Origin of the sequence: Variovorax sp. M-6 (assembly GCF_052114385.1) — a bacterium.
In the GTDB taxonomy this organism is placed as follows: domain Bacteria; phylum Pseudomonadota; class Gammaproteobacteria; order Burkholderiales; family Burkholderiaceae_C; genus Variovorax.
Genome location: NZ_JBFREQ010000028.1, coordinates 1 through 18047, shown reverse-complemented (window position 1 = coordinate 18047; position 18047 = coordinate 1). Strand labels below are relative to the sequence as shown.

19 protein-coding genes and 1 pseudogene are annotated in these 18047 nt (G+C 66.2%); 12 read left to right on the top strand and 8 right to left on the bottom strand.

The window, feature by feature from the left end; all coding sequences use genetic code 11:
• Positions 1 to 55: 55 nt before the first annotated feature.
• From AB4Z46_RS26205 to AB4Z46_RS26190, 4 genes are all read left to right on the top strand, one after another.
• The gene (locus AB4Z46_RS26205; RefSeq protein WP_442286477.1) at positions 56 to 964 is read left to right on the top strand and encodes a LysR family transcriptional regulator; all 909 of its coding nucleotides are present in this window, start codon (positions 56 to 58) and stop codon (positions 962 to 964) included.
• 164 nt (positions 965 to 1128) lie between these two features.
• Positions 1129 to 2076: a hypothetical protein gene (locus AB4Z46_RS26200; RefSeq protein WP_442286476.1), complete on the top strand. Its 948-nt coding sequence runs from the start codon at positions 1129 to 1131 to the stop codon at positions 2074 to 2076.
• A gap of 9 nt (positions 2077 to 2085) precedes the next feature.
• On the top strand, positions 2086 to 2508 hold the full coding sequence (locus tag AB4Z46_RS26195) for a hypothetical protein (protein WP_442286475.1): 423 nt from the start codon (positions 2086 to 2088) through the stop codon (positions 2506 to 2508).
• A 47-nt stretch (positions 2509 to 2555) separates the two neighbouring features.
• Positions 2556 to 2990, top strand: coding sequence for a cupin domain-containing protein (locus AB4Z46_RS26190; RefSeq protein ID WP_442286474.1), 435 nt, complete (start codon positions 2556 to 2558; stop codon positions 2988 to 2990).
• A 73-nt stretch (positions 2991 to 3063) separates the two neighbouring features.
• Here AB4Z46_RS26190 and AB4Z46_RS26185 read toward each other — a convergent pair whose 3' ends face one another.
• From AB4Z46_RS26185 to AB4Z46_RS26150, 8 genes are all read right to left on the bottom strand, one after another.
• Positions 3064 to 3579 carry a DUF1697 domain-containing protein gene (locus AB4Z46_RS26185; protein WP_442286546.1) on the bottom strand — a complete coding sequence of 172 codons (516 nt, stop codon included), beginning with the start codon at positions 3577 to 3579 and terminating at the stop codon, positions 3064 to 3066.
• Positions 3580 to 3606: 27 nt separating this feature from the next.
• Complete coding sequence (locus AB4Z46_RS26180; protein ID WP_442286473.1) at positions 3607 to 4218, bottom strand: LysE family translocator; 612 nt, start codon at positions 4216 to 4218, stop codon at positions 3607 to 3609.
• Between the two features lie 98 nt (positions 4219 to 4316).
• The gene (locus AB4Z46_RS26175) at positions 4317 to 5297 is read right to left on the bottom strand and encodes a Bug family tripartite tricarboxylate transporter substrate binding protein (protein ID WP_442286472.1); all 981 of its coding nucleotides are present in this window, start codon (positions 5295 to 5297) and stop codon (positions 4317 to 4319) included.
• A 36-nt stretch (positions 5298 to 5333) separates the two neighbouring features.
• A complete protein-coding gene (locus AB4Z46_RS26170) occupies positions 5334 to 6320 on the bottom strand; it encodes a Bug family tripartite tricarboxylate transporter substrate binding protein (RefSeq protein WP_442286471.1) in 987 nt (328 codons plus the stop codon).
• 82 nt (positions 6321 to 6402) lie between these two features.
• On the bottom strand, positions 6403 to 7542 hold the full coding sequence (locus tag AB4Z46_RS26165) for a mandelate racemase/muconate lactonizing enzyme family protein (protein WP_442286470.1): 1140 nt from the start codon (positions 7540 to 7542) through the stop codon (positions 6403 to 6405).
• A 36-nt stretch (positions 7543 to 7578) separates the two neighbouring features.
• The gene (locus AB4Z46_RS26160) at positions 7579 to 8745 is read right to left on the bottom strand and encodes a mandelate racemase/muconate lactonizing enzyme family protein (protein WP_442286469.1); all 1167 of its coding nucleotides are present in this window, start codon (positions 8743 to 8745) and stop codon (positions 7579 to 7581) included.
• Positions 8742 to 9737 carry an NAD(P)-dependent oxidoreductase gene (locus AB4Z46_RS26155; RefSeq protein WP_442286468.1) on the bottom strand — a complete coding sequence of 332 codons (996 nt, stop codon included), beginning with the start codon at positions 9735 to 9737 and terminating at the stop codon, positions 8742 to 8744. Before AB4Z46_RS26155 ends, AB4Z46_RS26160 begins: the two co-directional genes overlap by 4 nt.
• Before the next feature lie 11 nt (positions 9738 to 9748).
• Positions 9749 to 10483, bottom strand: a complete 735-nt coding sequence (locus tag AB4Z46_RS26150) for a FadR/GntR family transcriptional regulator (RefSeq protein WP_442286467.1) — start codon at positions 10481 to 10483, stop codon at positions 9749 to 9751.
• Positions 10484 to 10714: 231 nt separating this feature from the next.
• Here AB4Z46_RS26150 and AB4Z46_RS26145 point away from each other — a divergent pair, with 231 nt between their 5' ends.
• The 8 genes and pseudogenes from AB4Z46_RS26145 to AB4Z46_RS26110 all read left to right on the top strand — a co-directional run bounded on the left by AB4Z46_RS26145 (position 10715) and on the right by AB4Z46_RS26110 (position 17727).
• Entirely contained in the window at positions 10715 to 11518 is an 804-nt protein-coding gene (locus AB4Z46_RS26145; RefSeq protein ID WP_442286466.1) for a class I SAM-dependent methyltransferase, read from the top strand.
• Positions 11519 to 11537: 19 nt separating this feature from the next.
• Positions 11538 to 12056 carry an O-acetyl-ADP-ribose deacetylase gene (locus AB4Z46_RS26140; protein WP_442286465.1) on the top strand — a complete coding sequence of 173 codons (519 nt, stop codon included), beginning with the start codon at positions 11538 to 11540 and terminating at the stop codon, positions 12054 to 12056.
• A gap of 104 nt (positions 12057 to 12160) precedes the next feature.
• Positions 12161 to 12751 carry an NADPH-dependent FMN reductase gene (locus AB4Z46_RS26135; protein ID WP_442286464.1) on the top strand — a complete coding sequence of 197 codons (591 nt, stop codon included), beginning with the start codon at positions 12161 to 12163 and terminating at the stop codon, positions 12749 to 12751.
• 760 nt (positions 12752 to 13511) lie between these two features.
• Positions 13512 to 14072: a GNAT family N-acetyltransferase gene (locus tag AB4Z46_RS26130; protein WP_442286463.1), complete on the top strand. Its 561-nt coding sequence runs from the start codon at positions 13512 to 13514 to the stop codon at positions 14070 to 14072.
• A gap of 261 nt (positions 14073 to 14333) precedes the next feature.
• Positions 14334 to 14843: a DUF2867 domain-containing protein gene (locus tag AB4Z46_RS26125; protein WP_442286462.1), complete on the top strand. Its 510-nt coding sequence runs from the start codon at positions 14334 to 14336 to the stop codon at positions 14841 to 14843.
• Between the two features lie 255 nt (positions 14844 to 15098).
• Positions 15099 to 15671, top strand: a complete 573-nt coding sequence (locus tag AB4Z46_RS26120; RefSeq protein WP_442286461.1) for a hypothetical protein — start codon at positions 15099 to 15101, stop codon at positions 15669 to 15671.
• 36 nt (positions 15672 to 15707) lie between these two features.
• Positions 15708 to 15909 (top strand): annotated as a pseudogene (locus AB4Z46_RS26115) (HU family DNA-binding protein); the annotation flags it as partial.
• Positions 15910 to 16329: 420 nt separating this feature from the next.
• A complete protein-coding gene (locus AB4Z46_RS26110; RefSeq protein WP_442286460.1) occupies positions 16330 to 17727 on the top strand; it encodes a lactonase family protein in 1398 nt (465 codons plus the stop codon).
• Positions 17728 to 18047: the final 320 nt, after the last annotated feature.

Here is an 18047-nt window from a genome sequence, read left to right as displayed (position 1 = left end):
CACGCATGCCAACAATCAACCAAACTGGCACAAGACATAACCAACAGGAATGCCTTTGCAGATCCAGGACTTTGAGTACCTTCTGGCGGTCGCCGAGCACGCGAGCATCGGACGGGCTTCGCAGGCGCTGGGAATCAGCCAGCCCGCCTTGACCAAGGCGGTGCACCGCATCGAAACCGACGCCGGCCTGCAGCTCTTCACCCGGCACGCCAAAGGGGTTCTGCTCACCGAAGCCGGCCGCTCGTTCGTGCACCGCGGCCGCAAGATCTGGCTCGAGTACGGCGACGCGATGCGCGAGATGCAGCAGATGCGCACCGGCCAGCTGGGCCAGTTGCGCGTCGGGTTCAGCCCCTCCGTCTCCGAAGAGCTGGTGGTCACCGCCTTCTGGCAGCTCATCCAGGAGCGCCCGGCCGCCCGGCTGCAGCTGCGCGAGCGGCTGATCAGCGAGCTGATCGAGATGCTGCTGGCCGGCACCCTGGATCTCATTCTTGCCCCGGCGAGCGAGGCCGCGACGACGGAGGGCCTGAGCTTCCAGTCGCTCTACGCCGATCGATTCCATGTGGTGAGCGATCGCGGCCATCCGTTGCAGGGGCGCGGGACGCTCTCGTTGCACGATCTCGCACGGGAGCAATGGATCCTGCCGGGCACCCACGTGCGCGTGCGCCAGTGGATCACCGCCGAATACCGCAAACGGGGCCTGGAGGGGCCGGACGTGCGCGTGGAGGCGGAGTTCGGCCGGGTGTCGATGTGGCCGCTTGCGCGGAGGTCCCCGCTGCTCACGATCTGCAGCGTCGCCGGACTGGCCGAAGCCCGCCGGCACGAGTTGGAGGTGCTGCCGGTGCCGGAACTAGAGATCGCGCGGGACATGGGGGTCATCGCGCGCGCCGGTGCCTGGCGCTCGCCGCTGGCCGAAAGGTTGACGGCGCTGCTTCGCGCCAATGCAGGGCACGCGCAGGGGAACTGACCAGCCCGCCGCGCAAGCGGATGCGCGGCCTCGCCATCGCATTGCCCGACGATCACAAAGCTCCTACATTCGAGCGGTGCGATTTCCGAGTCTCCCCGAGAGATGGAAACGCAGCTGCACACGGGTGCGTGTCTCGTGCAAGTCGTGTTCCCGAGGAGCAAACCATGAGAATGCAGGCTTGCGTTGCGGTGGGGCTCACGATCGCCGGCGTGAGCACGGCGGCCGGCCCGGTCAGGAACGCGCTCGGCTATCCGGTCGATGGCGAGATCCACGCCAGGCAAAGCGTCCCGGTCAGGGCGATCGTCTCCTCCGTCGACAACCCCAAGGGCCTGCGCGACGGTGCCGAGGAGCACGAGCTGGTCTACCAGGTATGCAACGTCGACCAGGGTGACAAGCAGGCCGGGCGGCCTCCCGGGCGGCTGTACTTCCAATGGCCCGCCGCAGGGTTCCGGACTTCGGCGCTGGGCGAGTTGCCGGTCGAGACCTGCCTGGTGTTCGTCCGGCGGCTCACTGCCAGGATCCGGCCCGAGTCCAAGGACATCCTGTACACGAAGGACCCGAAGGCGTTGCCGGCCACCACGTACACGATGGATTCGCAGCCACCATGGAGCAAGCCCGAGCACTATTGGAACTACGTGTCCCAGCTCGTGTCCGGAAAGCTCATGCTGGGCATGAAAGAGGCACAGACCGAATTCCAGATCTCGGCCGTGCGAAAGTCCCCGAAGGACCCCATCTACTACCAGCACATGAACTGGAGAAAGGGCACCCAGCTCTACATGGTGCTGCCTCGCACCCAGCCGGAGGTCGTCGCCGCGCTGAGGTCGTCCCTGTCCCGGCTGGAGACGCAGGGGTACCTGTTCTCGATCCGGCCGGGGCCGGAGGCTGCGCGGGACTTCGAGTCGGCGGACGACGCCTGGGTCGCCGCGGACTTCGGCCAGCGCGACGTCCTGCGGCTCGAGCGAACGGACGCCTGGGAGAAGGAAGCCACCTCCTCCGTCAACCTCGAGCTTCCCGTGACGGGCCTGGACATCGTGGAGCTGCCCGCCGTGCAGCGGGACCGGACGGCCGGCCGCGCCACGTACATGGGCGTCTACGTGGCGGCCGGAACGTAGGCCCGGGCCATGAGAGAGAAGATCATCAAGGGACTGGGCGCGCTCGTCGGCGCCCTGTTGTCGTGGCCCACGGTCTCCAGATACCTGGGCACGCTGCCCGACTACAGCACGGTCGAATTGTTCGGCGCCGGGGTCGGTTTCATCCTGGGGCTCTTCCTGCAAACGACGAAGGTGGTGCAGAAGACCATCGCGCCGTGGCACAGCGTGTCGAAATTCATCCTGCTGCTGCTGGTCGTTGCCGCCTGGTTGTACCTGAACTACGACCTGTACCAGCAGTACCAGCTCTACGGAGCGGGGCCGGGCGACATGACGCCGGAGCGTTTCGCGAAGGCCCAGTTTGCCGTCGGCACCTTGTCCGTGATCTGGGCGACGCCGCTGGCCTACATCGGCGCGGCGATCGCCGAGGCCCTCGACGGCAAGCCGCAACCATGAGTCCCGCCCAGAATCCGCATTCCGCTTTCACACGACGAAGGATTGACATGACTGACCCATCGGCCATCAAAGTCGGCCAACTGAGCATTCGCTACCTCGTGGACGGGTCCCAGACCGGCCGCGTCGGCATGTTCGAGCTCACCGTGCCGCCCGGCTCGAACGTGCCGCCTCCGCACAGCCACACGCAGAACGACGAATGCATCTATGTGCTGGAGGGGACGTTGCGGTATTCCGTGGATGCCGAAGCGCGTGACCTCGCGGCCGGCGAGACGATGTTCAGTCCCAAGGGGAGCGTTCACCAGTTCTCGAACCCCTTTGACGCGCAAGCCCGGGCACTCGTCGTGCAGTCGCCGGACATCGGCGCCCAGTACTTTCGCGATGTCGGTGCGGTGGTCAACACCGGCGCGCCGCCGGACAAGGCTGCGCTGGTCTCCGTCATGGCCCGCTATGGGCTGGTCCCGGCGGCGGCGCCCGGCGTCTAGCGCGGACCCTCAGCATTCCGAGCCATCGGTCGCGTGTCGATCTCGGACAGGCTGGAACGGCGAAGGTCCGCTGTCAGGCTGCGGCACATTTCTTGACCGTGTCCCATGTGCGAGTCGTTGCGGCGGTTCCGAAGGTCTTCTCGATCAGCGTCATGAACACGGGGCCGCGCGGGTTCGGAACGTACGCAGTGAAGACTTCCCGGCCTTTCGTGGCGAGCACCCGCGCGCCGTCGACCTCGAGGGGGAGCGAGAGATCGGCCTCGGGCGGCTCGCGCAAGAACGTTACGACTCGCTTTGCGTTCGTCGACAGTTGAAGTGCTGCGAATGGGTCCGCTTCGAGCAGATCACGCAAATCATCGGCTGAGCGCACGATGGTATGAAACGTCCGACCGAGTTGCTTCGCCATCGCCGCCTCGGCTTTGCGTTCAAGTGCCGCCTGCGACACAGAACGCGCGTTGAACGCGACGTTGCCGCTGGAGAGCACTGTCTTGATGTCGGTGAAGCCGGCGCTTTCGAAGCAGCGCTTCAACTCCGGCATCTTGGCGTTCATGGGGCTCACACCGCGGAGGAATGCAACATAGCGAGGCATCGCGATCATGGATCCAATGGGGGCCGTTCAGCCCCGCAAAGGCAGCGCGACCCCGATGGCCACGAACACCCCGCCGCAGGCCTGGTTGAAGCGCCGCCCAACGCGTCGAAGCCACGGACTGATGCGATGCGCCATGCTGGCGATGAGCGCCTCGGTCGCTATTTCGATCGTCGCGAAGGTACCGGCCATGATGACGAACTGGACGAACAGGCTGCGGGTGGGGTCGATGAACTGAGGAAGGAAGGCGGCGAAGAAGAGCAGCCCCTTGGGATTGGTCAGCGCGGAGAGTGCGCCCTGCTGGAAGAGCGACCAGCCCGGCCGGGCCGGCGCCGAACCTTGAACCTCGATGCCGATCGGGGGCGAGCGCCAGACCTGGATGCCGAGCCAGACGAGGTACGCGCCACCCAGCCACTTCATCACGGTCAGCCAACCCAGTGACGCCTGCAGCAGCGCCCCGATGCCGAACATCGAGAGGGCAACGACGGCGATGAAGCCGAAGGCGCCGCCGAAGATGGTGTACAGCGCCTTGCGCCGGCCGTGCAAGGCCCCGTGCGTGAGCGCCAGCAGCCCGTTGGGGCCGGGCGACAGCGACAGGCCGACGGCTGCCAGGAGGTAGATGAGCCAGGTGTTGCGGTCCATGGCCTTTGATGCTGACGGGCGCGGCCTCCCGGGTCAAGGGGAGCGAGATCCTCCCGATGGTGAAGAGACGCCGCCTCGTCGCGGCTCGTCGGGCCGGTCTATTCGGCCTTGACGTTGGCCGACTTGACGATGGTCGCGTACTTGGCGATCTCGCCGCGGATCAGCGTGCCGAACTGTGCCGGCGTGCCGCCTTCGGGCTCCAGCCCCATGGCGACGAGCTTGTCCCGCGCCTCGGGCTGCGCCAGCATGCCGAGCAGCGCGGCGTTGATCTTGTCGACCACCGGCTTGGGCGTGTTCTTCGGCACCACGATGCCGTACCAGGTGCCGGTCTCGAAGCCCGGCAGCGCCTTCTCGCCCAGCGTCGGGACATCGGGCAGCGCGGCCACGCGCTGGGCCGAGGAGACGCCCAGGGCGCGAAGCTTGCCGCTCTTGACGAAAGGCACCAGGGTCACGAGGTTGTCGAACTGCGCGTCCACCACGCCACCCAGCAGGTCGGTGGTGGCCGGCGCGCTGCCCTTGTACGGGATGTGCTGCACGTCGACACCCGCCGCGAGCGCAAAGCTCACGCCTCCCAGGTGCTGCGCCGTCCCCGTTCCGCCGTTGCCGATGGAGATCTTGCCCGGTTCGCGCCGCGCCAGGTCGATGAACTCGCGCGTGCTCTGCGCCGGTACCTTGGGATTCACGACCAGCAGCAGCGGCGCCTTGACGAGCAACGCGACCGGCTGGAAATCGGTGGCGGAGTCGTAGTTGAGCTTCGGGTAGATCGACGGATTGACCGCCATGAAGCCGGCCGCGGCCAGCGTCAGCGTGTAGCCGTCGGGCGCGGCCTTGGCGCCGGCTTCGGCGCCGATGTTGCCGCCCGCGCCGGGACGGTTCTCGACCACCGCCGGCTGGCCCCAGGCCTGCGACAGGTGCTGTGCCACCATGCGGCCCAGCGTGTCGGAGGCGCCACCGGGCGGAAAGGGCACGATGACGCGCAGGCCCTTGGTGGGGTAGTCGGTCTGTGCCACGGCGGCGGCCGGCACCACCAGCGCCGCAGCGCAGGCCAGGGCCACGGTGAATGATGCGATGCGTGTCATTGCGTATCTCCTCGAAATCGTTGGTCGATGCATCGGTCAGTCCAGCTTGGCGCCCGAACTCTTCACCACCTGGGCCCAGAGCTGCGTTTCCTTGCGCAGGAATTCGCTGAACTCGGCGGGCGTGCTGGGCATCGGGTCGACACCCATCTTCACCAGGCTGGCGCGGAATTCCGGGTCTCGCAGGATCTTGTTCATCTCGGTGTTGAGCCGCGTCACGATCGGCGCCGGTGTGCCTGCCGGCGCCAGGATGCCGAACCACACGTTCACGTCGTAGCCCGGCACGCCCGACTCGGCCATCGTCGGAATGTCCGGGGCGGCGCTGGAACGCTGCGCCGTGGTGACGGCCAGCGCGCGCACGCGGCCGCCTTGCACCTGCGGCAGCACGGCGGGCATCTGATCGAACAGCATCGAGGTCTGGCCGGCGAGCACATCGTTCATCGCCTGGGCGCCGCCCTTGTACGGGACGTGGAGGATGTCGATGCCCGTGCTGGCCTTGAGCATCTCGCCCGCCAGGTGGCTGGAGCTGCCGTTGCCGCTGGAACCCTGCGAGAGCTTGCCCGGGTTCGCCTTGGCATAGGCGATGAGTTCCTTCACCGAGTGAATGGGCAGCGACGCATTCACCGCCAGGATGTTCGCCACGCCGCCATAGAGGCCGATCGGCGCGAAGTCCTTGAGCGGATCGAAGTTCAGCTTGGGGTAGAGCGCGGGATTGATGGCCAGCCCGATCGGGCCCATGAGCAGCGTGTAGCCGTCGGGTGCCGCGTGCGCGACCGCCTCCATGGCGATGTTGCCGCCGGCCCCGGGCCTGTTGTCGACGACGACGCTCTGATTGAGCGCCTTGCCCATGCGGTCCGCCAGCGCGCGGGCCAGGGTCGACGTGGTGCCGCCGGCCGCGAAGGGAACCAGCAGCTTGATCGGCCTGTCGGGGTAGCTTTGGGCGGCGGCACCCAGCGGGCCGAGGCAGGCGGCGGCCATGGCGAGGGTCAGCGCGAGGCGGCGGGTGGGAAAGCGGTAGCGATTCATGGGTGTCTCCAGTCTTTTTTCTTTGAAATGCATCGCGCCCCGCGTGGCAGGGCACGACGCGAACGAAGCGGCGTGTCGCCGCTCAGGCGTAGCCGAGGCCGTCGATCAACGGAAAGCGCTGGAAGACCTTCTCGTCGATCTCCAGGCCGATGCCGGGCCGGTCGAGCGGCTCGACGCAGCCGTCGGCACCGATCTCGAACGGCGCGCCGAACATGTCGCGCAACGGATTGAGCTGCGACACGCAGGCTTCGAAGTAGCCGTCGTTGTCGATGGCGGCAAGCAGATGCACGGTGGCGGCCATGTTGATGCCGCCGGCGGAGCTGTGCGGGTTGACCGGGATGCGCCAGGCCGAGGCCGCCGCCGCGATGCGCAGCGTCTCGGTCACGCCGCCGGTCTTCGACAGGTCGGGCTGGAAGATCTGCACGCTGCGGTCTTCCAGCAGGCGCGCGAACTCGTAGCGCGTGTAGTGGTTCTCGCCCGCGGCCAACGGGACGCGGTGGCTGATCTGGGCGGCGGCGCGGTAGGACGCGAAGTCGTCGCAGGCGAACGGCTCCTCGAGCCAGCCCACACCCAGTTCTTCGAGCGCGGGCAGCACGCGACGCACGTCGGCCAGCGTGTAGGCCGTGTTGGCGTCGACCAGGATCTCGATGCCGCTGCCCAGTGCCTGGCGCACGGCCCGGATGCGCTCGATGTCGCGCTCCACCGTATCGCCCACGCGCAGCTTCACCGCCTTGTAGCCGCGTGACACGTGGCCCTGCGCCTCGTCGGCCAAGGCCCCGGGCGCCTGGTAGCCCATGGCAACGCCTCCCGCATAGGCCTTGATGCGCCGCCGGCTGCCGCCCAGCAGGCGATGGAGCGGCATGTTCGCCGCCTTGCCGCGAAGGTCCCACAACGCCAGGTCGATGCCGCTCAGCGCGATGGCCGAGGCCGCGCCCAGGCCGTGGCTCGCGAGCTGCATGCGGTGCACGCGCGCCCACACGCCGACGACGTCGCAGGCATCCATGCCCTGGACCAGCGGGCCGAGCGTGTTGTTGACCAGGCTCGCGACCGCGCCCGGGCTGCGGCCCGGATGCGATTCGCCGTAGCCCACCAGCCCATCGGAGGTGCGCACGCGCACCACGATGACATCGCGCTTCTGTGCATTGCCGATGCCCATGGGCACGGTCTTGCCCTTGGGGAACTCGTAGGTCATCGGGAACGCGGTGACGCTGTCGATCTTCATGCCTGTCTCTCTTTTTTTTCTGGACGCTGCGCCGCTTCAAGCGACCGCGTAGCGGTCGACGAACGCCTGGCGGATCGTGATCCCCAGGCCCGGACGGTCGGGAATCTCGACCGTGCCGTCCGCCACGCTGAACTGTTCCTCGGCCAGCTCCTGCAGCAGCGGGTTCGCACCCACCGAGTACTCGAGCAGCCAACCGGCCGGCGAGGCGCTGGCGACGTGCATGCCCGCCGCGAAGGCCAGTGCGCCGGTCCACAGGTGCGGCGCCAGCTTGATGTTCCAGGCGGCGGCGATGGCGCCGATGCGCATGGCTTCCGAGATGCCACCGCAGATGGCGAGGTCGGGCTGGAACACGTCGACCGCACGCAGTTCGGCCAGGTCGCGAAAGTCGAAGCGGTTGAACTCGCTCTCGCCGGCGGCGATGGGGATCGCGGTCGATGCGCGGACTTCGGCCATGCCGCGCTTGTCGTCGGCCGTGACCGGCTCTTCGAACCACAGCAGGTTGCAGTCCTCGACGAGCCGACAGAAGCGCTTGGCCTCGGCCACCGTGTAGGTGCCGTGGGCATCGCATGCCAGTCCGATGTCCGGGCCCAGCGCCTTGCGCGCGGCGATCACGCGGCGCGCGGAGTTCACCGGGTCGCCATCGATCACGCCCACGCGCATCTTCACGGCGCCGAAGCCGCCGCGCGCGACATATCCGAGCAACTGCTCGCCGATGTGTTCGGCATCGGCCCACCCGCCGGAGGCGTAGGCCGGCATGCGCTCGGCCTTGCGGCCGCCGAGCAAGCGCCACACGGGGGCGTTCAGGTGCTTGCCCAGCAGGTCCCACAGCGCCATGTCGATGCCGCTGATGGCGGCAATCGAAACGCCGCGGCGTCCCATGATCGGGAACACGTGGCCATGCGCCAGCGCGTAGTGGCCGCGGCAGCCGTTGTACATGAGCTCCCACAGGCGATTGATGTCGCGCGGGTCTTCGCCCACCAGGCTGGGGCCGAACTTCTGGTTGATGATGGCGACCAGGCCGTGGCTGTTGCCCTCGCTGCCCACTTCCTCCTTCGCCTCGCCCCAGCCGACCAGGCCGCATTCGGTCTCGATGCGCACCAGCACGGAATCGAATGACGCGACACGGCCGAAGTCGGAGACGTGTTGCTTCTCGTAGGGAATGGGGACATGGAGCCAGCGGGCTCGGATGCTCTTGATCTTCATGAGGCGGACAGATGTGACCAGCGCGCGAGGATGGCCTCTTGCGCTTCGGGGTTGACGAAATGAAGAGGCAGTCGCCCCTGCAGCATCTCGAGCAGCTGGTCGACGACGACCTCGCTCATGCGCTGCATGCTGCCGGGCGTGATGCCGGCGAGATGCGGCGACAGCAGCACCTGCGGCAGGCTTCGCAAGGGCGAGTCGAGCGGCAGCGGCTGGGTGTCGAACACGTCCAGCGCGGCGCCCGCGAGATGGCCGCTGCGAACCGCCTCGACCAGTGCCGACTCGACGACCACCGGGCCGCGCGCCACGTTGACCAGTCGCGCGCCGGGCTTGAGCCGGGCCAGCGCCTCGGCGCCGATGAGGCCGCGCGTTTGCGAACTCAGCGGGCAGGCCAGCACGAGGTAGTCGCTCAGCGGCAGCGCATCGGCCAGCGCCAGGTACTGCACGCGCGCATCGTCGGCCGGCGGATGCCGCCGCACCCCGATCACCCGCATGCCGAAGCCCGCACCGCAGATGCGCGCCAGCGCCTGGCCGATGGCGCCCATGCCCACGATGGTCACCGTGCGGCCGCTCAGGTCGGCGCCATGGTCGGCCAGTTGCCGGGCGGTGTCCCACCCGTGCGTGCGCAGCGCGGCATCGATCTGCGGCAGGCGCCGCGCCAGCGCGAGCATCTGGCCGAGCACGTACTCGGCGACGCTGCCCGCGTTGGCACCGGGCACATTGGCCACGGCGACACCGCGGCGGCTTGCCGCATCGACCGGGATCATGTCGAGGCCGGCACCGTGCCGGACGACGGCGCGCAGAACGGGCGCCTCGTCGAACAGGGCCGGCGGCAAGGGCGCGCGCACCACGATGAAGGCGGCGTTGCGGGCCTCGCGGCGCAGCGTGTCGGCGTCGGTGGCGCTGGCGAGTTGCAGGTCGGCATGCAGCGCCAGGCGTTCGGCCTGCCGCGCATCGATGGGATTGGTGAGGAGGACGAGCGGTCGGGCAGCCATGGACGACGATCTCAACCCGCGTACGAAGCGGCCGCGTCCGGGCCGAGCTGCGTCATCCAGAAGCGCTCGACGTTGCCCAGGTGGTCGCCGAGGATGTCCATGGCCCGCAGCGCGTCTCCGGCGGCCACGGCATCTCGCAGGGCCGTGTGCTGCGCGAGCGAGCGCAACGCATTGGCCGGCTCGCTGAAGTATCGCTCGCGCCGCGCCCGCGACGCGAGCCAGAAGGAGTTCGCGGCACGCTGGATCAGCTTGTTGCCGCTGGCCGCGCACAGCGCGATGTGAAAGCGCGCGTCCTCCTCGCTGAGCGACTGGCCGGCCGCATACCGCGCACGCGAGACGGCGAGCACGGCATCGATCTCCGCCAGGTCGGCGTCGGTGCGCCGGATGCATGCCAGCCGCACCGCCTGCACCTCCAGCATCGAACGGAATTCGTTCAGATCCTTCACGTCGGCGGGCGACACGGGCATCCCCAGATCGGACTCGATCACCAGCATGTCGAGCGAGGCTTCTCGCGCCACGTCGCGCAGGTAGATGCCCGACTGCGGGCGTCGCTCCACCACCCTCATGGCCTCGAGGGTGGACAGTGCCTCGCGCAGCAGCCCCCTGCTCACGCCGAAGCGCTCGGCCAGCTCTCGCTCCGAAGGGATCCGCTCGCCGGCGGCATAGCCACGCTGCCGGATGAACGGAAGGATGCGCGCCAGCAATTGCGAGCTGTCGCTCGGGGCGGGGAGGACGGTGCCGACCATGTGAGTTTGCTTAATTGGTCCTACCAAATTGGTAGGACCAGATTCTGTCAGCCTCGTTCGCGCGATGGACTCGGGGTTTACCCAGGGGTTGGCCGGTTCGACGGCCCCGCATCGGACGCCTCGACCAGGCAGCGCCATCCACATCCCAGGCGATCCTGGATGGCCTTGCGTTTGACACTGCGACGACTACAGTTCGTCGAGTCCGCACCTTCGCGAACATGGAGAAATGGCATGAACCAGGATCCGTTTGCAGAGTTGAAGCAGCGACAACGCGAGATGTGGGCCTCGTTCGCGCCGACGGCCATGTTCACCACCCCGGTGGCGGGTCACCTCGTGAGGTTTGCGCGCATTGCGCCGGGCGAGGCCGTGCTCGACGTCGGCACCGGGACCGGCGTCGTGGCCATCACGGCGGCGCGGGCCGGCGCGCAGGTGCAGGCGCTGGACCTGACGCCCGAACTCCTCGAGCAGGCCCGCGAGAACGCTCGCATCGCCCGGCGAGAGGACATCGTGTGGACCGAGGGCGACGCCGAACAGCTGCCCTACCCCGACGCGTCGTTCGACGTCGTGTTGAGCCAGTTCGGACACATGTTCGCGCCGCGCCCCGACGTCGCGATAGCGGAGATGCATCGCGTGCTCAAGCGCAACGGACGGATTGCGTTCGCCACCTGGCCGCCGGAGCACCTCATTGGCCGCGTATTCGCCTTCGTAGGCCGCAACTCGCCGCCGCCTCCGGCCGGGGCGGCGCCGCCTCCGTTATGGGGCCATCCCGCGACGGTCACGGAACGCCTGGGCACACGCTTCGACGCGCCCTTTTTCGAGCGCGGCACGATGGCTTTCCCTGCGCTCAGCATCGAGCACTACCGCCTGTTCATGGAGCGTTCCGTCGGGCCGATCCAGAAGCTGGTCGAGAGCGTCGCGACGGAGCCCGACAGGCTCGCCGCCCTCCGGGCCGAGTTCGATGCCATGGTCGCCCTCTACTACGCCGACAACGTCGTGCATCAGGACTACCTGCTGACGCGCGCACAGGCACGCTGAGAAGAAGGGAACGCTCCGCATGCCGGCAGCATTGCGCGCGCTTCGCGCAGACATCACCCAGCTGACGGTCGACGCCATCGTCAACGCGGCGAACACCTCCCTCCTCGGCGGTGGCGGTGTGGATGGCGCCATCCATCGCGCCGCGGGCCCCGAGTTGCTGCGGGAATGCCGGCTGCTGGGCGGCTGCCGGACCGGCGACGCCAAGGTCACCCAGGGCTATCGCCTGCCCGCCAGGGTCGTCATCCACACCGTCGGGCCCGTGTGGCATGGCGGCACCCATGGCGAAGCCGAACTGTTGTCGTCCTGCTATCGGAAGTCGCTGTCGCTCGCGGGCGAGCGAGGTGCGCGAACGGTCGCGTTCCCGAGCATCAGCACCGGCGTGTACGGCTATCCGATCGAACTCGCGGCGCAGGTTGCGGTGGCTGCCGTTCGAGCGAGCCTGGAACAAGGCTCGACCGTCGAAGAGGTCATCTTCTGCTGCTTCTCGGCCGGCGACCTGACCGTCTATCAGGCGGTGCTCGCCGAGGGTTCGAGCTGACCCGGTCGGGGACGTCAGGCTGGCGTCGGCCCGATCGCGATGGCGCCGATGCTGTAGCCTCCATTCGATGACCGGCCACCTTCCGGTTTTGAAACGGAGCGACGATGGGTGACAAGGTCCTGGTGTTCTATGGTTCCTACCGGTCGGACCGGATGGGCGTGCGTCTGGCGGACTACGTGGTCGCCGGCCTCAAGGCGCGAGGGGACGATGCGGAGCTGGTGGACGCCAAGGCGGTCGACCTGCCCATGCTCGACCGCATGTACAAGGAGTACCCCAAGGGCACTGCGCCAGCGGCAATGGAAGCTCTGGCGGAGCAGATACGCACCGCGGATGCCTTCGTCTTCGTGACCGGCGAATACAACTGGGGTCCGCAGCCCGGCTTGAAGAATCTGACGGACCACTTCCTCGAGGAGTGGTTCTGGCGCCCAGCCGCCATCGCCAGCTATTCGGCGGGCCGGTTCTCCGGTGTCCGCTCGGGCACCATCTGGCATTCCATCCTGTCCGAGATGGGCATGGTGGTCGTTTCAAGCACGCTCGCGGTCGGCCCCATCTCCCAGACGCTGGATGCCAGCGGTCGGCCCACCGGCAATGCCGGCGAAGCGCTCGAGCGGTCCTTCGTTCACTTCGCCGACGACCTGGCATGGTGGACCGAGGCAGCGCGCGCACAGCGCGCGCGCAAGCCGCCGCCCTACTGAGACGCACCCGCACTCAAGGATGAGCGAAGAACGCGGGCGCGCTGGCAAGCTCTTCTGCGGAACGACATTCGACCTTCGTAAACGCGCCACTTGACCTCCGGGGCACCGCCCGCGGACCCGCCTGATGGCGGCTCGCCAACAGCTGCGCCGCCCGAAGTGCAACGCCAGACGGGGGAGGAGGTAGCCAACGGAGTGAACAACGAACAGGTGCCGGCACGCTATGGCGGCCAGCGGGCGCACGCCACGTCCGGTCAGGGGAAAGGCAGAATGCGGCGAATCGCCGGTTGAATCCGCAGCCAGGAGCCGACCTTCGCCACGATGCGCCAACCGTTTCCACCCTACAAGCTCGCTTGAATACCTATGGATGTCACCGAGGCTCACCTTCACTGCGGAAACCATCGAGCGGAGATAGAAGCAAGCGCCCAATGTGGGTGCTTCTATTGCCTTGAAACATACCCGCCAGGGGACATCGCAGAATGGACCGACCGAAGAACAACGGCTGTGTGTCCCAAATGCGGCATCGACTCAGTCATTGGGTCTGCTTCAGGAATACCACTTTCTGAAGGATTTCTCGGGCTCATGAAGGACCGCTGGTTCGGTCAGTGACCGCAGCCAAGACCGGAAGCTCCTTACGGTCCTCTGATTTCGCCAAAGGGCGACGCTGTACCCTCAAGCAATGACCCTTGACACAGAACCGCTTGCGTAGCTCGGCCCCGCAGGCAACATGCGGCCACGAGAGGACAAGCCGGAGGCAATCACGATGGCAATCGAAATCATCTCGGAGCGTTTGCATCTTCGGCAGTGGAAGGACGTGGACCGCGAGCCGTATGCCGCCCTGAACATGGACCCGGTCGTCATGCGCTTCTTCCCAAGCCTGCAGTCCCGCGAGGGGAGCGACCGCGACATCGAACGGTGGGGCGCCGAACTCGATGACCGAGGTTGGAGCAATTGGGCTGTGGAGACCCGCGCATCCGGGCACTTCATCGGCTTTATCGGTCTGACCGTTCCCAGACGCGCGTTGACGTTTATGCCATGTGTGGAACTCGGCTATCGGCTGGCCCGGGAGCATTGGGGCAAGGGGTATGCCACCGAGGGTGCCAAGGCGGCGCTCCGCATTGGGTTCGACCGGCTAGGACTCCAAGAGATTGTTTCGTTCACGCCGACCATCAACCTTCCTTCGCGCGCGGTAATGGAACGCGTTGGAATGACCAATGCCAACGCAGACTTCGACTACCCGAATCCGGCGTTGCCGGACGATAGCGAGCTGAAAAGACACTGCTTGTATCGACTAAGCCGCGAGAGGTGGCTTCGGGGGCACTAGCACCTGATGCGACTTCAGGAATCGGCCAGAACCGGTCACTCAGCCATCCCTGAGAATTCACAACAGGAGCGAAATTAGTCTTCCTCGCAATCACCCCTGTTGGTTTGAAAGATGCGCTTTGCGAGGCGACAAGTTCGGGCACCGCAGTTTGGTGTGGCGCCGATGTCGTCTGCGAGCAAGACTTCGCCACTCGCAAGGCGAAAGACCTGACGCGTTTCGCCTAGACTGCTGGGCACCAAGAACCAACCCCGGAACACTACCTTGACCAAAGCGCGCGCCGTGCCAATGCCTAGCAACAGTGTGCTTGCGCCGCTTTACGCGGGCGCAGACCTCCTGGACGCCTTTGCAATTCGATTGCCGGCACACGCCAGCGATGAAGTGGAGGTGCTGGCACGCGCCGCGTTGGAGCGACAGGCTTGGTGGGTTCGTGCGCTCACGCGGGCCCGCGACGTGGTGATGGCGCCAGTCGGCGTCAAGTCGTCGCGTGCCGTCGGTCTTGCCGCAGCGGCGCGTGGGCCGGTGATCGGCTTCTTCCCGGTGCAGTCAAAGAGCGCGACGGAGTTGGTGGTGGGCGAGGATGACCGGCATCTCGACTTCCGCGTCACCATCCAAATTCGCGCCGACGCGGCAAATGGGCGCGAGCTGGTCGCGGGGACGGTGGTGCATTGCCATAACCAACTGGGGCGCATCTATCTTGCGACGATTTCACCGTTTCATCGCGTGATCATGCGGGCGAGTCTGGAACGGGCAGTCAGAGCAATGAAGATTTAAGCATGCTTTGGTCGTCGTGACTGGCCGTAGCCGGCCAGGAGCCGACCTTCGGCCCTGGCACACAATTTCCCGAACCAACCTTCAAAAAGCGCGTGGCCCATGACTTCTCTCTGAAGGCGGCTGGGTGCCAGACCCGAAACGATTTGAAGCTGCTCGAGTCGCGCAAGAAGCGACCTTCAAATCAATGGTGAAAATTATTGATACTCTGGCTCGTCAGAATGCCAAAGTCCAGCGACTTACAACTTACTACGAGCAATGAATAACTTTCGAACTGCTATTGCGTTGTGCGTCGGGTCCTGCATTGCCGCGACTGCGTCGTTGGCGCAAGTCTCACAAGTGCCTGCTTCCGCCTCGGCAGTCGACGCGGCGAATGCGTCGGTGGTGCAGGCTTGCGTCTTTGCCCCGGTGCAGGACAGCACGTGCCCGACAGAGGCAGAGTTTGGGGTGTTTCACAAGTTGCCCAAGGACAGCGAGGGCATTCCATTGCGTTTCGAAAAGTCCCGTGTCGTGCCTTTGGCGAGCAATGTGCTCTATGGTTTCGCTATTCGCATGAACAAGGAAAGTGGAAAAGTACGAGTGCTCGCACGCATCGCCGGGCCCAAGGGCGCCAGGAAGATTTTTCTTCGGGACCGTGCGGGTAGTTCAGGAGACGGCCGCTCTCTTTCCTACGACCTAACGCTCGACGTGCTCGACGGCTTTATCTATGGAGCTATGGTCACTGCGCCGGGTGATCCGATTGGTCCTCACTCGATGCTCGTGTGGGTAGAAGACTGGCAGCCACTGGCGTTTGAATTCGAGGTAGTGCCAACGGATAGCAATTCACAGTGACCATCGAATCCGAACCTCGACGCCGCACGAGCCTTCGATTCCGCGCTCGAGCACCTGGCCGGCGCCTTGGCCAAAGGCGAAGCCGTGCAGCTTCTTGGCTTCGGCAATTTCTCCGTTTCGAATCGCGCCGAGCGTGCGGGCCGCAATCCGTGGCGAGTCGATGACCATCAAGGCGAGCAAGGCTGTGAAGTTCACGGCTGGAAAAGCCTTGAAGGATGCGGTAAACGCAGCCGGGTGATGTGACGGTCACTTCGCGTCCTATGGCGGGACTTCCGGTCTAGACTGCTTGCTGACATTCGCTCGTACAGGGCGACCGGCAAGGATGGGCCCAAAGCGGCTGTACCGATTTCTCCGAAGCGGGCCTTCAATTTGGAACGATGCGAGCGCATTCTGCGTCGCGACCGTCGCGTACTCAAGGTCCCTCGCCGCTGAGTCTCCTAGCCACCATCGCATCGCGCGCTCGACCGAAATGCTGGGGAAGTTGCCGGCACCATCCGGCCTGCTTTGCGCCGGCGGTGCATTGAGATTGCGTACCGAATCGCCCTCGGCACCCAGCCCCACATGCGTGCTCCTTCAGACCAAGCGGTCAACCTATTTACACTTGCAAACAATTTTGTAACAAATCAAGGGGACAAGGGTGCGAAAGACTTCAATTGGGATGTCGGTGATGCTGGCTGCTTCGCTGTTGCTGAGCTCATGCGGCGGTGGCGGTGGCGGTGGCTTCGCCCTTGGCGGCGCGCCCATCGTGCCCGACTCGGGCGACGGGAGTGCGCCCTCAGCGCCGGCCTCGGGCAACACGGTGACCTACCAGGTCACAGGTTCGCTCTCGGGTCTGGCCACGGGGGAGTCGGTCACCCTGCTGGGCAATGACCAACCTGTGGTGATATCGCAGAACGGGACATTCCAAGCCGCGTCGGGTCTGGCCGCCGGAGCGGCCTATACGGTGACGGTCGGCACCCGGCCCCGGACACAGGCCTGTGTGGTGACGAATGGGACGGGCGTCATTGGCACGAGCAATGTGAGCAACGTGAGCGTGGCCTGTGCCATCAGACCGCAATTCGCCTATGTGACGAATCAGAACGACAGCACCGTCTCGGCCTACCGCATCGATGCCGCCACCGGCGCGCTCACAGCCATCACGGGCAGCCCGTTCGTCGCGGGAGCTGTGCCCGCCTCCGTCACTGTCAACCCCGCAGGCACTTTCGCCTATGTGGCGAATGCCGGCGGCACAGTCTCGGCCTACCGCATCGATGCCGCCACCGGCGCCCTCACCACCATCACGGGCAGCCCATTCTTAGCGGGAAGCGAGCCCGTCTCCGTCACTGTCAACCCCGCAGGCACCTTCGCCTATGTGGCGAACAATTTCAGCGGCACAGTCTCGGCCTACCGCATCGATGCGGGCACCGGCGCTCTCACCGCCATCACGAACAGCCCGTTCACCGCGGGAAACAATCCCTACTCCGTCACTGTCAATCCAGCAGGCACCTTCGCCTATGTGGCGAACGTTGGCGGCAGCACCGTCTCGGCCTACAGGATCGATGCTGGCACCGGCGCGCTCACCGCCATCACGGGCAGCCCGTTCGCCGCGGGAAGCGCCCCCAACTCCGTCACGGTCAACCCCGCAGGCACCTTCGCCTATGTGGCAAACCAAGGCAACAACAAGGTCTCGGCCTACAGCATCGATGCCGCCACCGGCGCGCTCACCGCCATCACGGGCAGCCCGTTTGCCGCGGGAAGCCTCCCCGTCTCCGTCACGGTCAACCCTGCAGGCACCTTCGCCTATGTGGCGAATTATGGCGACAGCACCGTCTCGGCCTACCGCATCGATGCGGCCACCGGCGCTCTCACCGCCATCACGGGCAGCCCGTTCGCCGCGGGAAATGCTCCCAAGTCCGTCACGGTCAACCCGCCAGGCACCTTCGCCTATGTGGCGAACTTTGGCGGCGGCGTCTCGGCCTACCGAATCGATGCTGGCACCGGCGCGCTCACAGCCATCACGGGCAGCCCGTTCTTAGCGGGAAGCGCTCCCTCTTCCGTCACGGTGGCTCAGCCTTGACTCGCGAGGGCGTGCGAGCTTCAAAAGAGGGCCGTACCCACTCGCGCCGTGATTGAACTCACGCGTTGGGCCTGCGCCAGTCTTCATTGAAACAATGGACGATGGCCTGGGGCGCGAGCTTCGGCATCGTCCGCGCGGCTCAATTGAGAGAGCGTTGCGAAGGTCCGTTTGTGGCTGCGGATTCAACCGGTCGATGCAACACACTGATGACTGCCGTAGGCAGAAGGAGTGTTGCAGATGGCTTACCGGACGCGAACCTACTACACAGACAGCCAGAAGGCATTGATGTGGGAGCGATGGAGGCAGGGATGGACCCTGCA

Bases quoted from the DNA above. Each gene is read 5' to 3' on its own strand.
- AB4Z46_RS26200 (WP_442286476.1), top strand. From the start codon at position 1,129: ATGAGAATGCAGGCTTGCGTTGCGGTGGGGCTCACGATCGCCGGCGTG.
- AB4Z46_RS26195 (WP_442286475.1), top strand. From the start codon at position 2,086: ATGAGAGAGAAGATCATCAAGGGACTGGGCGCGCTCGTCGGCGCCCTG.
- AB4Z46_RS26190 (WP_442286474.1), top strand. From the start codon at position 2,556: ATGACTGACCCATCGGCCATCAAAGTCGGCCAACTGAGCATTCGCTAC.
- AB4Z46_RS26185 (WP_442286546.1), bottom strand. From the start codon at position 3,579: ATGCCTCGCTATGTTGCATTCCTCCGCGGTGTGAGCCCCATGAACGCC.
- AB4Z46_RS26180 (WP_442286473.1), bottom strand. From the start codon at position 4,218: ATGGACCGCAACACCTGGCTCATCTACCTCCTGGCAGCCGTCGGCCTG.
- AB4Z46_RS26175 (WP_442286472.1), bottom strand. From the start codon at position 5,297: ATGACACGCATCGCATCATTCACCGTGGCCCTGGCCTGCGCTGCGGCG.
- AB4Z46_RS26170 (WP_442286471.1), bottom strand. From the start codon at position 6,320: ATGAATCGCTACCGCTTTCCCACCCGCCGCCTCGCGCTGACCCTCGCC.
- AB4Z46_RS26165 (WP_442286470.1), bottom strand. From the start codon at position 7,542: ATGAAGATCGACAGCGTCACCGCGTTCCCGATGACCTACGAGTTCCCC.
- AB4Z46_RS26160 (WP_442286469.1), bottom strand. From the start codon at position 8,745: ATGAAGATCAAGAGCATCCGAGCCCGCTGGCTCCATGTCCCCATTCCC.
- AB4Z46_RS26155 (WP_442286468.1), bottom strand. From the start codon at position 9,737: ATGGCTGCCCGACCGCTCGTCCTCCTCACCAATCCCATCGATGCGCGG.
- AB4Z46_RS26150 (WP_442286467.1), bottom strand. From the start codon at position 10,483: ATGGTCGGCACCGTCCTCCCCGCCCCGAGCGACAGCTCGCAATTGCTG.
- AB4Z46_RS26145 (WP_442286466.1), top strand. From the start codon at position 10,715: ATGAACCAGGATCCGTTTGCAGAGTTGAAGCAGCGACAACGCGAGATG.
- AB4Z46_RS26140 (WP_442286465.1), top strand. From the start codon at position 11,538: ATGCCGGCAGCATTGCGCGCGCTTCGCGCAGACATCACCCAGCTGACG.
- AB4Z46_RS26135 (WP_442286464.1), top strand. From the start codon at position 12,161: ATGGGTGACAAGGTCCTGGTGTTCTATGGTTCCTACCGGTCGGACCGG.
- AB4Z46_RS26130 (WP_442286463.1), top strand. From the start codon at position 13,512: ATGGCAATCGAAATCATCTCGGAGCGTTTGCATCTTCGGCAGTGGAAG.
- AB4Z46_RS26120 (WP_442286461.1), top strand. From the start codon at position 15,099: ATGAATAACTTTCGAACTGCTATTGCGTTGTGCGTCGGGTCCTGCATT.
- AB4Z46_RS26110 (WP_442286460.1), top strand. From the start codon at position 16,330: ATGTCGGTGATGCTGGCTGCTTCGCTGTTGCTGAGCTCATGCGGCGGT.